The sequence below is a fragment of the Neisseria sp. HMSC074B07 genome, assembly GCF_001810355.1.
Classification (GTDB): domain Bacteria; phylum Pseudomonadota; class Gammaproteobacteria; order Burkholderiales; family Neisseriaceae; genus Neisseria.
Genome location: NZ_KV800968.1, coordinates 21,869 through 22,941, shown reverse-complemented (window position 1 = coordinate 22,941; position 1,073 = coordinate 21,869). Strand labels below are relative to the sequence as shown.

The window sequence follows — 1,073 nt, the reverse complement described above, 5'->3', positions numbered from 1 at the left end:
TTGACAAGTTAAACGTTGCTGCGGTTTGGCTGATATTTTTGCATTGTTCGTAAAAGTTTAAAGCTTTGTTTCTTAAGTCCGCAGAGTATGCCATGGTTAGACCTTCAAAGTTGAGTATTGTACTATTTTGTTTTTAATTGACTATACCATGGAAGCTGCATTTTCAGACGACCTTTCCATCGCTATTGCTTCACAGGTTTCAAAGTCGGCAAAACCGTATCCCAAATCGCAAGGACTTCGGCTTCGCTGCGCTTCGTCCCGTCTTTCCTTTCCGCGCCAAACTGCATCATGATGCGCGGATTACCGCCGTCGCGTTCCCAAAAGAACATATATTTGTTGCCGCCCCATTTCACCAATTTTTCCTCACCCGACATGCCGTTGATGGTGCGTTTGCCTTGGCGGATGGTGCGGGTTAAGGCTTTAACCATTGCACCTTTCCCCAGATTTACCTTACGTTGCAGCAGCGTCGGCTCGCCCGCTTTCAACACGTCGCCGTGCATGATTTCCAGACTCATATCGTGTTGCTTGGCAAATTCGACGGTGCTATGGACTTCAAACGGTTTTTTGCCGTCGTCCGCGATAAAACCGCCTATCAGGCAAATTCCGTGTCGGTTCGGTACTTCAAACTCCTGTCTTGTCTTCAAACCGTTGATGAAATCTTGACGGAATTTTTTCTCTATGCTGTTTATCGCTTCTTTTTCTTGGGCTTTCCAGTTGGCAGGGGCTTTACCGTTCTCGGCGGGGATGTAGAAATAGCTACGCACGATATAGGCATCATTATCAGCCAGTTTAAAATACAAATAGGCTTCGTAGGGCATGCCTTTTTCTTTTATTGTAATACTGTGCTCCCAATGAAAGTTGCTACGTATTACCTGCATCATCGCCTGTCCCGGAATCAGGGTACGGGTATCGACGACAATATCGGTTCCAAATTGTCCACTACGTTTAAACCTATCAATATTCTTAAAATTCCTATCCCAATCGTTAAACATAACCATCACGCTCCAGCCATTGTAATCAATGGATGTACTGCCGTGATGGCGTTGGGACGGCAGGCGCAATTGATAGCGGCC

Annotated in this window: 2 protein-coding genes; both read right to left on the bottom strand. The window is 46.0% G+C overall.

Annotated features, from left to right (window positions below; translation table 11 throughout):
• The coding region (locus tag HMPREF2726_RS14735) for an IS630 transposase-related protein (protein WP_246827882.1) at positions 1 to 94 on the bottom strand (94 nt) is incomplete at its 3' end.
• 88 nt (positions 95 to 182) lie between these two features.
• Positions 183 to 1,073: T6SS immunity protein Tli4 family protein (locus HMPREF2726_RS09570; RefSeq protein WP_246827881.1), on the bottom strand; the 891-nt coding region annotated here is incomplete at its 5' end.